5 protein-coding genes are annotated in these 15,717 nt (G+C 42.7%); 4 read left to right on the top strand and 1 reads right to left on the bottom strand.

Annotated features, from left to right (window positions below; translation table 11 throughout):
* Nucleotides 1-75: 75 nt before the first annotated feature.
* A complete protein-coding gene (locus K6V21_RS06550) occupies nt 76-558 on the bottom strand; it encodes an HU family DNA-binding protein (RefSeq protein ID WP_217713064.1) in 483 nt (160 codons plus the stop codon).
* A gap of 996 nt (nt 559-1,554) precedes the next feature.
* On the opposite strand from K6V21_RS06550, the gene K6V21_RS06545 reads away from it, so the two are divergent.
* From K6V21_RS06545 to K6V21_RS06530, 4 genes are all read left to right on the top strand, one after another.
* Entirely contained in the window at nt 1,555-3,375 is a 1,821-nt protein-coding gene (locus K6V21_RS06545; protein WP_408912865.1) for an LPP20 family lipoprotein, read from the top strand.
* 453 nt (nt 3,376-3,828) lie between these two features.
* Nucleotides 3,829-5,181, top strand: coding sequence for a PEGA domain-containing protein (locus K6V21_RS06540; protein WP_410490264.1), 1,353 nt, complete (start codon nt 3,829-3,831; stop codon nt 5,179-5,181).
* 21 nt (nt 5,182-5,202) lie between these two features.
* Nucleotides 5,203-8,694: a fibronectin type III domain-containing protein gene (locus tag K6V21_RS06535; RefSeq protein WP_224321283.1), complete on the top strand. Its 3,492-nt coding sequence runs from the start codon at nt 5,203-5,205 to the stop codon at nt 8,692-8,694.
* 18 nt (nt 8,695-8,712) lie between these two features.
* Nucleotides 8,713-15,576, top strand: a complete 6,864-nt coding sequence (locus tag K6V21_RS06530) for a leucine-rich repeat protein (RefSeq protein WP_224321282.1) — start codon at nt 8,713-8,715, stop codon at nt 15,574-15,576.
* Nucleotides 15,577-15,717: the final 141 nt, after the last annotated feature.

Here is a 15,717-nt window from a genome sequence, read left to right as displayed (position 1 = left end):
TTGTCAGCGAAGACCCATGTTGTCCATGCCTGAAAGAAAAATAATAAAGGCTTCAAATGCAAGCCTCAGAAACGCTTAGCCCAGCGGATTCTCATCTAGATTGCCACCACCGGAACCGCCTTGATTTCCCGAACCGCCGGCTGAGCCGTTAGTAGAGTTGCCACCCCACTCTTCCCAAAAGATATTGGTATCTACCATGGAACGGGTAGTCACCTTCTTGCTGCTATTGCGGCGTACTTCAGGAATAAAACGAACACGAACACCGGTAATCTGAGAGGCGCTCACCTTGTCGGCCGACTCAACCCCATTTTTATTAGTAGCAGCCGTATAATAGAATGTACCTACGCCATCTATTTTTACGGTACGTCCTTGAGCCATATAGTCGCCCAATACACCTCCCAGATTTTTCATCACTGCATAGGAATCACCCGGAGTTACAGTGGAAAGTTGTGATAAACGAGCAGCAACCTGATCGGTATCAACCGGTTTACCTACGGTAATAGCATGTGGATACCACAAATTGTTGATTTTCTGTTGATTCTTCTTAAAAAATGCCATAATAATAATAATTTTAAATTGTAAATAGATTCATGTTATTTCATCTCAGTCAGAAAAACTAAAGGTTATTACTGTGAGGCCTCAACAGTTATGCCTTTTGTTTGTCTTAAATTCGATGTTGCAAAGTTAGGGTGGAAAAGCAATGAATACAAGAAAAGGCCCTCTACCGCGTATTTACCTAATCAACTAGAAAACAATATATTACAAAAACGCTTTCTCTACAAAGAACAGAAAAGGAAATTTCAACAAGATTATAGCAAGTGGCTCCATCTCTACAATAGAAAAAGGTAAATCACTAGAAACAAGGATATTAGTTTTTCAAGGTCTCTACAATGGCGGAGAAATATCATTTCAGCGCTATCCAACTATCAAATATAAAATATAAAAACATCCAACATTCACCCACAGCGTTCAAATATAACTTTTTTTTACGCAAAATCTTTTCTCCGGGAAATGAATCAAAGGACAAGAAAAACGGCCTCATAACATCTTCTGAGAGGGGGTATAAAAAGGTAACGACTGAATAGGGATGAAGTAACGACTGAATGGCAATGAGGTAACGACCGAGCCATAATGAAGTAACGACTGAATCAGACTCACTCTACAAGACTATTTGCAGAATCCTGAGCGCCTTCACTTTTGTCTTCATTTTTTAAAACTTTCAGATAAGCACACCCACCACACCGGCGACATGGGCACTATACACCGCACCGGCATATACCAATGAACCGGCATGGCAAAGAGATTGTTCATAATTCAGCGACATCTTATCGGCGGGGCTTGAGCAAGCTGTCAGACACAGAAGCAGGGTTAGGATAAAGAAAACGTAAAATTGTCATCATCATTCAATGTTTGTTTGTCATGGAGTGCAAAGATAATACTTTCTACGAAAGAAATGTCCCGCAATCAATACAAAAAATAACTGACTAACTGAGTTATATTATAGAAAAAGTTTCTACTTTTGCAAAGAATTGAAACAACATGAAAAGCAACAACATGAAAAGGAGCGCATTTATCATCGTTACATTCTTATTTATTGCCCTTGCCGCTAAAGGACAATCAATTGAAGAAATACAAACCAGCAAAGACTACATCTGGGGTACGGGAAACGCCGCTAGCCTGAAGAAAGCCGATAATGAAGCACTTGCAGCACTCATCAGCCAGATCTCCACCAACGTATCTTCCAAGTTCGAGCAACTGACCGAAGGCGGAACGGATGGTGACAAGGCAACTGTGGACGAAACGTTCAAATCTGTCATCAACACCTACTCGCGTGCCACGCTGAACAACACCCGCCGCATCGTGATACAAAACGAACCGGAAGCCGTTGTCATGCGCTATATCAAAGTAGCCGAAATACAACGCATCTTCGACGGGCGCAAGACAAAGATACTCGACTTCGCCCAGGAAGCCATCCGCGCCGAGAAAAAAGCGCAAGTAGCCGACGCCCTGCGCTACTATTACTGGGCACTCGTCCTGCTCCAAAGCTATCCCGACGGCAACTTCCTCACCATGAAAGATGAGGAAGGCAAAGATCTCTTACTCACCACCTGGATTCCCAAACAGATGAACGACATCTTCTCCAATCTGAAAGTAAGCATGGAAAGCACCCATCTGGACGGCGATCTGAAAACAATCAACCTCAAAGTACTCTACAAAGGACAGCCCGCCCGCAACTACGATTACACGTATTTCGACGGTCGCGACTGGTCCAATATCTTCTCAGCCAAAGACGGCACAGGCATCGTGGAACTTCCCGTACTTGCCAACGCCCGTAATCTGCAACTCCGCACCGAGTATATGTTTGAAGGTGAAGCAAATATCGACAACGAACTGTCCGAAGTGATGGGAACCGTCAACCCCATAGCCATGCGCAACTGCGCCTTGAAACTGGAAGGGGACGAGCCGAAACCCGGCGTTGAGAAAGCCGAAGACGTGCAACTGGCCGGTACCGACAGCGCCACCACCACGAACAATGGCATACGGTTCCTTTCAACCATGCAATCGGCAGCTTACGAAGACACCATGAAGAAGGTGGAAAGTTCCATCCGTACCCGCAACTACGATGGCATTCAGGACCTGTGTACCAAAAACGGGTACGATATGTTCAACAGCCTTATCAAATACGGCCAGGCCAAAATCGTCAGCGAACCGCAATTCAAATTCCTGGAATGCAATGGTGAAGTAACCTGTCGCAGCCTGCCTCTGAGTTTCAAATTCAAGAGCAACCAGCGCACGTTTGTAGAAGACGTCGTGTTCACTCTGAACAAGGAAGGCAAGATAGACTGTCTCTCCTTCGGCCTCAACAAACCTGCCGTAGACGATATCATGAATCAAACGTCTTGGAACGATACTGTGCGCAACGTACTTATCAACTTCCTCGAAAGCTACAAGACAGCTTATGCTCTGAAACGCTACGATTACATCAACAGCATTTTCTCCGACGATGCCCTGATCATTACCGGTTCGGTGCTGAAACACACCGTCAGCAACGAGGGACAGGCCATGAGCAAACAAGCTGTGAAGTACACCCGCCAGACAAAGTCGGAATATATGAAGAAGTTGCAGCACATCTTCCGCAGCTCGGAATTTATCAATCTGCGATTTGCTGATAACCAGGTTCGTAAGTCGGGCGTAGGAGGTGAAATCTACGGCATTCAGATCAAGCAGGATTACTTCTCGTCCAGCTACGGTGACACGGGATATCTGTTCCTGATGGTAGACTTGAACAATCCAAAGGAACCGGTGATTCATGTGCGTACCTGGCAGCCGGAAAAGGACCCTGACTTCGGGCTGATAGATTTGAGTCACTTCTGATTCTTCAATATCATATCCCTTTGATATACAACACTTGTGTTGCGCATGCAGGACGTTTGTGTCTTGCACGCACAACACATGCATTTCTTCCACGTAACACTTGTGTTTCTCGTACATAAGATCGATAGTGTACAGATCCTTTCTACAGATTCATCTCCCCACCAAAAAGCAATAAAATAGTAAGACATTGAGAAACTTGTCACGGTTTTCCGTTACAAAAAAAACATTTTACTAACATCTTTTAATTATTGGGACTCAAAAAGAATAATCAGACAAAAATTATATATATATTTGTGTCGAAGAATATTAAACAACATTTTACACACTTAATTTATGGGTCAACATTACACATTATGTATGTACACATGCACGGTCATGAGTATATGTTGTTAGTACTATCTACTATTTACCTTTTAGCGAAACAACAAATAACTCATAATAACATTCACAGTCATGGTACACAAACAATTCAAGTATCTAATGCTGCTGCTACTCATTCTGCCCAATATCATGGATGCAGAATTACATGCACAACAAAGCAAAATCAGTGTGGCCTCTTTCCAACGCATGGAAAGCGACCTAACAGCTCGCGTCACCGCTCCCAAGCGTGACCAGAATGGAGAGATATGCGCTCTTATACGCATTGTAACCAACGTAAAGGACTTCATGTTCGAGCCCGATGCCCTGGGTATTACCGCACGTGAAAACAAAACCGGAGAGATATGGCTTTATGTCCCTCGCGGCGCACGGCGTATTTCTATCCTGCACGATCAGTTGGGCATTATGAGGAACTACTTCTACCCGGAAATTATTGAAAAAGCCACTGTTTATGAAATGGTACTCAATACCGGAGACAGAGAGGACAAACCTGTGGTAGAAAATAACATGCAATTCCTTGTATTCCGTCCGGAACCCGCAACAGCCAACATCTACATCGATGATGAACTAGTGCCCGTAGAAAACGGACTTTTCAATGCAACCATGCCCAAGGGCGAACATACCTACCGGGTAGAGGCCCCCATGTATCAACCCGATGCAGGTATTATCCAGTTGGGTAATGAACCGGTGAGCAAGAGTGTAGCATTGAAACCTAAATTTGGTTACATGGAGATATTCTCTTTGCCGGAACAAGATGCCGATGTATACCTGGACAGTGTACTAGTGGGTAAAACTCCTTATCGTAGTGACCGTATGGCCATCAAGAACTACAAAATACGCATTGAGAAGCAAAATTATTTTCCTATAGACTCTGTATTGAATGTTACAGCAGGAGAAACCGTACGCCCTACTTTCCACATGGAATCGACCATCAAACCCAAAGAGCCGCGTAAGATGATCCTAATGGCACAAGCCGGATTCGGCGGTGGTGGCCAGACTTCCTTCGGAGGTATGCTGGGCTTTACTCGCAAAAATGGCTTTTATGCAGCTTTCCGCAGCGATTTCAACTCTGTAAAGACAGTAGGAGAATGTGACGACAGCCAACGTACTTCTACCGGAGATCCCATCATCTACAAACCGGGCAGAGTAGAGAAGTCAGTGATGACCATAACAGCAGGATACTTGCGCCAACTAAGCAAACCCCTCTACGGATATGTAGGTGCCGGTTATGGTAGCCGCACGTTAGCTTGGCTTGCCGACACGGACGACAGTGAGAGCTGGTATAAGAATACCGACCATAGCCCGACAGGGGTAGCAGCAGAACTGGGTGCTATTCTCCGTCTGAAGGGCATTGCCCTTTCCGTTGGTTTCAACACTATTAATTTTAAGTATCACCAGATTACTGCCGGTTTGGGCCTCATTTTCTAACGAATCAAACATTCAACCATCATGAAACAAATTATAAAACTCACAGCTTTTCTCGGCTGTCTGCTATTCACCATTGGCAGTTGCGAGAAAGACACAGAACCTACGTGGGTAGCTCCGGAAATGACTCTGGAAGTCGTAGCGCAAAGCACCATCACGCGTAAAGAAGCCACCTTACAGGGAAATATCGGAAAAAATGAGTTGGACATAACCGAATGCGGATTTGCCTACTCCAAAACTAAAGCGTTGCTTGAAAAGAAAGTATTTACTGACAGTAACGTAAAAAAAGTACCCGTTGAAAACACATCAGGTACCTGCCGGGTGGAGTTGGAAGGTCTGGAACCGGGTACCAACTACTTCTACTGCATCTACATCACTTGTGGTAATACCACTGTGATCAGTGCAGACATACTACAATTCTCCACCACAGCAAACAATGCCCCTGAACTATCTGAAGTAAGTATGCTTACCGAAGCTGACAATCAAAGTCTGTCAATACAAAGTTCTATAGTATCCATTGGCGCGGAATCTATCACTCTTTGTGGTTTCTGCTATGCCAAAGGAGCCGATAAAGACCCCACACTGGCAGACCTGATGGCCAATATCCCCGAGGATGAAATGCCGGATATAAACCAGGCTGAGAAAAAATTCAGTACTACAATCGATGGTCTGGAAGCTTCTACAGAGTATAGTGTCCGTGCTTATGCTATGAATGATGCCGGTAGTGTAGGCTACGGCCCCAAAACCGTACTTAAAACAGCCAATGCAGAGAAACCTACTGTACGCACCTATGAAGATGCTGATGTTCGAGGTGACTACGCTGTAGTAAGTGCTGAAATTACCGATGAAGGAACAGCCAAAGTTACCACCCGTGGATTCTGCTGGAGCAGTACTAATGCATCACCTATGTTAGGAGCATGTGAAGGTAACGTTGAAGTAGCCCTTAACGACAGTAAAATATTTGCCTCGGAAATCACCAAACTGAAAGAAGGAACTACTTACTATGTACGCAGTTATGCCATCAATGAAAAAGGTACCGGATACGGAAACAAAATAACCATTACCACCACCAGCGTAACCGAAGCTACAGTAACCCTTGCAGATGTTTACAACATCACAACTACCACCGCTCAGCTTGCCGCATCGGTAGGAAGCAACGGTAACGGTACCATCAATGAACGTGGTTTCTGTTGGAGCAGTTCGAGTCAGAAACCGGAAATAGGCGCCGCAGGTTGTGAGTCGCACGCTATTGAAGGAGAAAACTTCACCTTAGTTTTAAGTAATCTAAAATCGAATCAGACTCCTTACTGGGTAGTGGCTTATGTGAAAAATGAAAAAGGTATCGCATACTCGGAAGTCAAATCTTTCGAGACACAAGTTCTTGATGTTCCTGAATTAGCAACGCCGACAATACCCGAAGCCAATATCACCATATCAAGCGCATTATTCAATAGTTCTATCGTCAGCAATAACAATTCTGATATAAAAGCCAAAGGTTTCTGTTACAGCAGTACTAACAACAAACCGACTATTGAAGATAATCCACAGCCTATAGAAGGAAATACATTCTCACTTCAGGTAAACGAACTGAAGTATGGAACAACCTATTATGTAAGAGCTTACGCCACCAATGGCGTAGGGACAGGATATAGTACAAGTGTCAGCTTCACAACTACTAATATCCTAATCCCGGCACTGAATCATGTGGCAATAAGCAATATAACCACTGATGGAGCTACTTTCACAGCTACAATCACCAGTACTAATAACGGAACAATCAAAGAAAAAGGCTTCTGTTGGAGCACCACCAACAGTAATCCTACGTATGAAGATTCCAAGCAATTGATAGATGATAAAAACACCACGTTTGCTTATAAATTATCCGGACTGACCAATGGTACACGCTATTATGTACGCGCATTTGCGAAAAATGAAGCTGGTATCAGCTATACAGGAACTCAAGAGTTTGTGACTACAGCATTAAGTGTCCCCAATTTATCCATGCCTAACGTCAGTGATATCACAACGACCTCGGCTAAAGTTGTCAGTTCTATAGAAAGTAACGGTAATGCAACTGTATCCGAAAAAGGATTCTGCTGGAATACTACCGGTACACCTGATCTGAAGACTTCTAAGAAAGTTGAAGGAGATCAGTTCACATTCGTTCTTAACGAACTGGAGTTTGGTAAAACCTATTATGTATGGGCTTATGCGAAGAATAGTGTGGGAACAGGATATAGCCAAGCTAACACATTTACAACCGTAAGCATACAAGAACCGTCGATGGAATATTACGTGAATATAAGCAATGTAGGTATCAGCGAAGCCACCTTTACTTCTACCATTAGCAGTGCCAATAACGGAACAATCTCAAAGAAAGGTTTCTGCTGGAGTACTACCAACAGTAATCCTACCATTACCGATTCCAAACAGTTGATAGAAGACAAAGGTATGACATTTACTTATAAATTGACCGGGTTGACCAATGGGACACGCTATTATGTACGTGCATTTGCAGAAAATGAAGCTGGTATCAGTTATACATCATCTTCCGAATTCACGACGACTGCATTGAATGTTCCCACATTATCCATGCCTATCGTAAATTCAACGACCATTAACTCTGCATACGTTTTCAGTTCCATTAATGACAATGGTAATTCTGCCATTACGGAGAAAGGTTTCTGCTGGAACACAACCGGCAAGGCACCTGATCTAAAGGCAGACGCATCACAAAAGGTGACAGGCGATCAATTCAATCTAACTATCACCGGTTTGACGTTCGGAAAAACTTATTATGTATGGGCATACGCCACGAACGGTGTAGGAACAGGATTCAGTGATTCGCAAACATTCACTACTACCAATATAACCACACCGGAAATGTATTCTACAGATGTCTCTGCTATCACCACTACAAGTGCCACATTGTCTACAACGATTTATAACACAAATAATGGTAAGATCAGTCAAAAAGGTTTCTGTTGGAGCAGTACAAATCCAGAACCAACGATCGCCGACTCTCATAAAGACATAACAACCGATGGCAACACTTTCTCACACTCTCTGACAGGATTGCAACCGGGCGTAACCTATTATGTAAGAGCATATTCTAAGAACGAAGCCGGATTGGCCTACAACAGTATGACTTCTTTTACCACTACAGCGACCTACGAACCAAGTATAGGTGATTTGTCTGTAAACGAAATCACGCTGAACAGCGCTAAAGCTACCGCGCGCATCAATAGCAACGGTAATCTCACCATAACCAAAGCCGGCTTCTATTGGAGTAAAACAAACAATACCCCGGGTGCAGCAGACAATGTTAAGGAATGGAAGGACCCAACCAATAATCTGTTGACATTCGAAATGACCGAATTGCAAGAGAATACGACTTATTATATCCGGGCATTTGCCACGAATAGTAAGGGTACAGTAGTTACCAGTACCTATACGTTCACCACTCCTATCAACCCGGTACCGGGCGATGATGATATGGAAAACCCCGGTAATTAATTAAAATAGATAACGATCATGAAAAAAATAGCAAGTTATATATTAATAATGTGTCTCGTAGGCGTAAGTGCCTACGCAGGCATGTCCGCAATACAGGAGACGGATACATTTGCAGAAAATGCACTGAAAGAAGGCTCTTTTCCATTAACATTCCAACATTCGACAACGAATGCATGGAGCGCAGGTGGGGGAAAAGTACAAAGTACAAATAAGGATGATAACTCGGAAGGATGGTTTAGTACCACGTTTGAATTGACATTTGATGCCACAATATCTTTTGAATGGTATGTAAACAGTGAATATTCCGACAGGCTTTACTTCTATGTAGATGGTCGAGAAATTCAATCTATCGGTGGAACCGATATGGCCAATTTTTCAGAAGTAACTCATCAATTAGCCCCTGGTGTACACACCATTAAATGGTCATACCAAAAAAATGGAGGTACCACTGCCGGATTTGATGAAGCTCAAGTCAGGAACATTTTCATCACTCCGGATGCCTTTGTCGTGGCAGGAGTGGGACGCCCTATATGCGACTCCCAGATATACTTCGGCAATGTGACTGTAAACACCCCTATAACAAAAGAAGTACATCTGACAAACATTGGAACAGAAGCTGTCACCATCAACAGCATCACAACGGAAGCTCCTTTCAGCATAGGCGATTACACTCAAACAATCAGCTCTTTGCAAAAAATCACCATACCTGTGACTTTGACCTCCACAACTGAAGGCAATATTGAAGGAAAGGCTATTGTTTCTACAAATTATGGAACCAAAGAAATAACATTGAGAGCCTATAGCGGAGCATTCAGCCACCAATACAACGTAACAACTCCCGGTACGATTAATACGCTTATTCCGGAAGCAGAGCTCCCAAATATCATTTCCGTAAAACTTTCCGGTTCAATCAATAAAACGGATATAGACTTTCTGAAAATCAAGGCAACGGCACTAAAGACACTGGACTTAAGCGAAGCTACTTTAGAAAACAATACAGTAGGAAACTCTTTCTTTCACAGTAGCACTACTCTGGAGACAATTATCCTGCCGACCGGTATCACCCGAATAGAAAGTTCTGCATTTGCGGAAAGTCCTTCTTTGAAACAAGTCGTCATACCGGAAAGCGTGAATTTCATCGGAAGCCAGGCTTTCCTAAACTGTCCCGCATTAGAAAGCATCGCATTGCCTTCCGCACTCCGTACTCTTGAAGGTAGTTCATTCCAAGGATGTACAAACCTGAAAGAAGTTGTAATTCCGGAACTTCTGCAGAATATAGATGGATATGCCTTCACAGGATGTTCAGGACTGGAAACCGTGAAAATAGGAAATGGAGTAACATCGCTTGGTGGATATTATCAAACTCCGGTCTTCGAGGGATGTGATAATCTTACAACTTTAGTCATTGGTGACGGGATAACAAAACTAAACAACCAATTCACAGGAAAAACGAAACTTACTTCCGTCACTTTGGGCAAGAATCTTCAGGAACTGCACGGAACCTTCAACGGATGTACGGCATTAGAAACGATTACATTACCGGACGAATTAAGAACGATCGGCGATAACACTTTCAATGGATGTACCGGCCTTACTACAATAAACTTCCCCGACAGTACCCGTACCATCGGTACGACGGCATTCTATAATTGTAGTAAACTGAACGGCATAATTCTGAATGACAGCTTGAAAAACATCGGAGAACAAGCTTTTACGAACTGCAGCAGCCTGACAGAAATCGCAATCCCCGATAAAGTGGAAAGCATTCAGCGATATACCTTCAATGGATGTACGGCACTGGAAACGGTAAAGATAGGAAATGGAGTGACCAATATCGGCGGTTACTATCAGGAAGCGGCATTCGAAGGATGTAACAACATTACAACGCTGATTATCGGTGATGGGTTGACCACTCTTAACACTCAATTCAGCGGAAAGACCAAACTGGCAAATATCACTTTAGGAAAAGGTTTCAAAGAACTGCACGGAACCTTCAACGAATGTACAGCATTGGAAACGATTACATTACCGGACGAATTAAGAACGATCGGCGATAACACCTTCAATGGATGTACCAGCCTTACTACAATAAACTTCCCCGACAGTACCCGTACCATCGGTGCGGCAGCATTCTATAATTGTAGTAAACTGAACGGCATAATTCTGAATGACAGCTTGAAAAACATCGGAGAACAAGCTTTTACGAACTGCAGCAGCCTGACAGAAATCGCAATCCCCGATAAAGTGGAAAGCATTCAGCGATATACCTTCAATGGATGTATGGCACTGGAAACGGTAAAGATAGGAAATGGAGTGACCAATATCGGCGGTTACTATCAGGAAGCGGCATTCGAAGGATGTAACAACATTACAACGCTGATTATTGGTGATGGATTAACCACTCTTAATGCTCAATTCAGCGGAAAGGCCAAATTGGCAAATATCACTTTAGGAAAAGGATTTAGAGAATTGAATGGCACTTTCAACGGATGTGCAGCATTAGAGCATATCACTTTGCCGGATTCTTTAAAAACAATTGGCAATAGTACATTTGCCGGATGTGCGAATTTAAAGGAGATTATCTTTCCTAAAAATTTAAAGGCAATTAACCCAGAAGCTTTCATAGGTTGTAATAGTCTGGATAGCATCGCTTTCCCCGATTCATTGGCATACCTAGACAACAGAATTTTTGCCAATTGCGAGAAACTCCGAATTGTCAACATGGGAAAAGGCGTGAATAGCATACATTCATATAACAATGTTTTTGAGAACTGTCCTAATATAGAAAAGGTATATTTCAGTCCGAAACTTACCACAATTCCTGCCCTGTTCAATGGAAAAACTAATCTTACTACAGTGATATTGGGTGATAGTGTGAAAACCATTGGAGGTAGTGCATTTGCCGGATGCGCTCAATTAAGCAGCATTAATATTCCTAATACCGCAACTACCATAGAAGATTATGCTTTCAACGGATGTGCGGGGCTGAAAGATATTAAATTACCTGACAGCCTACGGGCATTGGGTGCATACTCATTCATTGGAGCTGGATTGGAAAGCATTACGATACCAAACAAACTAAAGACCTTAAGGGAACGTACCTTCGCTTCCTGTCCTAACCTAAAAACAGTTGTGCTTGGCGATAGTCTTGAAAGCATTGTTGCTGATTATTCCGCAACATTCTATGAAACCCCCAACATTACTACGGTCAAGTTTGGAAAAGGAATGAAAGAGATCAACAATGCGTTTGGAGGACAGGCTAATCTTACCACAGTAGTTTTAGGAGATAGTATAACAGTCATTGGAAATAGTGCATTCAACGGATGCACCGCATTAAAAAGTATCAACATCCCCAATACAGCAAGAACTATCGGAGATTATGCTTTTGCCGGATGTGCAGCGTTGACAAATATCACGCTGCCAGATAGTCTGCAAACATTGGGAGGGTATGCTTTTAGTGGAGCAGGATTGACTAATATCACAATACCTAATAAAGTAAAAGAACTGCGTGAACGTACATTTGCCTCCTGTCCTAATCTAACAACCGTAGTGCTTGGCGATAGCCTCAAGACTATTGTGTCCGATTACTCCGGAGCTTTCCGCGACACACCTAACATTACCTCAGTAACTTTCGGTGATGGAATCGAAGAAATCAACAGTGCATTCAGCGGGCAGGCAAAACTCACGAAAGTAATCTTAGGAAAGAAGGTAAAAACAATCGGTAACAACGCTTTTAGCGGATGTACCTCTCTGGCATCATTCAGCTTCCCAGAAACTATAACTAACCTGGGAACTTCTGCTTTTAACGGTGCCGGTCTGCGTACACTTACGCTTCCCAGCAAGCTAACCCAGATTCCTGAAATGGCATTCTATAATTGCGATAGCTTGCGCTCCATTATTCTCGGTAAGCAAATTACCCAAATAGCAAATAATGCATTTGGAGAATGCGACAGTATACGTGAAGTGACGGTAGACAATACCATTCCCGAAATTATCAATATCGCTTCCAGTTTTGCAAACATGCGAAAGATTAGCTTCGGCGTATCTGTTACAGAAATTCCCGACAACTTATTGAGTAATAAGAGTAAACTGCAAGAAATCGTATTAGGCGAAAACGTTACTAAGATTGGAAGATCAGCTTTCAGCTCAACCGCTTTACGCTCATTTACATTTCCTGCAAAGGTCACTACTATCGGAGAAGAGGTCTTCAATACTTGCACCCAACTGAAGAAAGTCAAATTCAACACTGTCTTGACAGAGATTCCGTCCAATACTTTCAATAACTGTACAGCTCTTGACTCCATCGGTCTGCCTAACAGCATTCGCAAGATAGGTGCCCGTGCATTCAATGGTTGTGACTCGCTCCGTAAAGTCCTGTTGAATGCTGAACTAACAGAAATCAGTGCTTACGCTTTCTATAATGCAGGTAAAAAGAAACTGGAGAGCATCACTATACCAGCCAATGTAAAGAGTATAGGAGAATATGCCTTTGCTGGTTGTGACACATTAAGTACTATTGTTTTGGGAGCTGCCATCGATAGTATTGCCGGGTACGCTTTCCAGAATTGCCGCAATCTGAAAACGATAACACTACCTGCCAATACACGTATATTAGGAAGTAATTTGTTCGAAGGAACAGGCATCTCCAGTCTAGTTATTCCTGACAAAGTTGTGTCTTTGAACGAAACATTTCGAGGATTAAATGAGAAGCTAACTTCAGTTACCATCGGAAATGGAATGACCCAGCTTCCCGAAGCAATGTTCTCCGGATTTAGCCAACTGAAGAGTGCTAAACTTGGATCAGGTCTTACCAAAGTGCCACAGAATACTTTCTGGGGATGTTCTAATCTGACAAATGTGACTATCGGAGAAAATGTAACGAATCTGGATGCTTACAGTTTTGCATATTGTACAGCTCTGAAAGATTTAACCATTCCTGAAAAGGTTACAGTAATCCATCCGGATGCTTTCTACCAAACCTCTATCGGACAGTTTACACTAAACATGGAAAATATTCCCGACTATGCTTTCAATAATCGTTCTGACGTAACTAAGTTTGTATTGGGTACAAAGGTGAAGAGCATTGGTATTCAAGCTTTCAACAATACAAATATCAGTGAAATCACATTCCCGGCAACGTTGACTACCATTAAAGAAAGAGCTTTCTATGGTACCAAACTAAAAGCCGTGACTATTCCAGCCAGTGTTACTACTATCGGAGAAAATGCTTTCGGTTATTGCAACGAGCTCACTACTGTAACTATCGGTGCTGGTTCTACCCGGATTGGAGAAAGTGCCTTTGCACAAAACAATGCTTTGTCAACAGTGATCATGCAAGAAGGTGGTACCAAGGTTATTGCTCCTTATGCCTTCAATTCTTGTAACAACTTGCAAAAAGTCACATTGGCTACAAGTGACTCTATCGGTCAATACGCTTTCGCTTCTTGTAACAAATTGGCGGAAATTCATATTCCAACCCGTAAAATTGGCAAATACGCTTTCCAAAGCTGTACTACACTTTCTAAAGTTTCATTTGCAGAAGGACTGGATTCTATTTGTAGCTACGCCTTCAACGGTGCCAACACGATTAAGTCATTAATATTCCCCAATAGCTTGGCTTATATCGGAAACGCAGCATTCAGTTACGATGATTATAACTGGAGCTCTTCCAACAAGATCGAAAGCATTACCTTTGGAACCGGGCTCAAGGAAGTAGGCGAACGTGCTTTCTACGACAGTCCTAAACTGACTCGTATTGAACTGAAAGATAACGTAGAATTTATAGGAAAACAAGCTTTCGGCAATTGTACCAATGTACGTTCCATTACTGTGGGAAGAAGTATCAAAACCGTTCAACCCGGCGCTTTCAGCGGTACATCCGAACTACTGGCTATCCACTGGAATAGCGATACGAAAATAACAGAAGACTGTCTCTCTCCAGCTAAAAACTGCCTGATGTATGTAACTGCTAAAACGGAAGTACCTACCAAGTGGTATAACATTATTCGTGATGGAGTAGCCGATAGCATTGATATTGCAGACAAATATACCTACAATTGTGAAACCGCATTCAAAGCCAAGAAGATTGTCTTCCGTAAAACATTCAGTCTTCAGACTGGACGTGGAGAATCAAAAGGCTGGGAAAGCATTGCATTACCCTTCGATGTTACTTCTGTAATGTTCGGCTCACGTAAGCTGGCTCCATTCGGCACAGACATGACCAACGCAACTCCGTTCTGGCTCCGCGAGCTAAATCTTGATAAAGGTTTCAGTAGTGCCACAGGTATCGTAGCTCACAAACCTTATATCATAGCTGTTCCTAATAACAGTACATATGACGAGGACTACAACGTATCCGGAGAAGTAGAGTTTATTGCTGCCTCTACTGCTGGGGTAGATATTCCTGCAACCCCTACCACGCTTGAGAAATCAGAAGGACCATCATTTGACTTGGTACCTACGTTCACTACCGTACCCCAGGATATAGAGGTATATGCACTGAACTCAGACTGGCAATACACCAATGAAACATTAGGAAGCATGTTTGAGCGCGATAGCCGTAGTATACGTCCTTTTGAAGCCTATGTAGTAAATAAGCTGGAATTCAGTGGCGCATCTGCTCCACGCATGTACAGCATCGGCGGAAACGGTGACATAACTGGTTTAGGCGACATGATACAGAAAGATGCAGAATCGCTGAAGGTATATAGTAAACATGGAATTATCTATATCCACACAGATAAAGACCGGACAATCAACATCTACAACACAACTGGAATGCTCGTTCGTACTGTAGATGCAATTGAAGGAGAAAATCAAGTAAATGGTCTTGTTGAAGGAGTCTATTTCCTCGAAGGAAAGAAAGTGCTCGTAACAAAGTAAAAGACTAATTCTCTTTAATAAGAAGAGGTTTTCTCAAGCCATTTTGAGAAAACCTCTTTTTTATTATTCAGCACTTTCTAACTGTGAATGTTACTTGACTTATACTAGAAAAAGTAATTCTTTCACAATTTAGTTGAAAAG

It is taken from the genome of Bacteroides cellulosilyticus, assembly GCF_020091405.1.
GTDB lineage: Bacteria > Bacteroidota > Bacteroidia > Bacteroidales > Bacteroidaceae > Bacteroides.
This window is presented reverse-complemented; position numbering and strand designations above follow the sequence as displayed.